At 52.4% G+C, this 664-nt stretch carries 1 protein-coding gene; it reads left to right on the top strand.

What is annotated here, in order from left to right:
* Window positions 1-664: VCBS domain-containing protein (locus M6D89_RS17125; protein ID WP_253969317.1), on the top strand; the 664-nt coding region annotated here is incomplete at both ends.

The following is a 664-nucleotide window of genomic DNA, read 5'->3' on the forward strand; positions in this document are numbered from 1 at the left end:
CCGATGGCAGCTACAGCTTTGATACCCTTGATGATTTTGACTATCTGGCCGAAGGTGACACCACCAGTGTGACCTTTGCTTACTTTTTGCAAGACTCCGAAACCGATGCCAGCGGCAGCCCCGTGTACAGCGAGCCGGCCACCGTTACCATTGAGGTGGTCGGCGTAAACGATACACCTGAATTCATTGGGGATGATACCGGGCAGGTGACTGAAGACAGTTTACCCACCCGCTCTAGCGGCAAGTTAGAAGTGGTTGACCCGGATAACGGCGAGTCCAGCATTGATGCGAGCCGTGCTCCGCAACCGGTGGGCGATGTACTGGGTAGTCTGAGAATTGCCAGCGATGGTAGCTGGAGTTACACGGTAGACAACAATAGACTTCAATATTTAGCCGAAGGTGAAACCCGAGATGAATTGTTTACGGTTTATGCTTTTGACGGCACAGCACATCAAATAACCATCACCATTAACGGCACCAATGATACCCCCGTTATCTCTCTTGCACTTAACGATAGCGACAGCGCTTCACTGACCGAGTCAACGGAAGTTCCGGCGGAAGAGCTTACCGCCACTGGCACCTTATCGGTTAGCGATATCGATGTGATAGATCAGGTTGCCCCGCAGGTGATTGCGGTGAGCGAAAGCCTAAGCACAGGGCTGGA

Source organism: Gilvimarinus xylanilyticus, assembly GCF_024195295.1.
GTDB lineage: Bacteria > Pseudomonadota > Gammaproteobacteria > Pseudomonadales > Cellvibrionaceae > Gilvimarinus > Gilvimarinus xylanilyticus.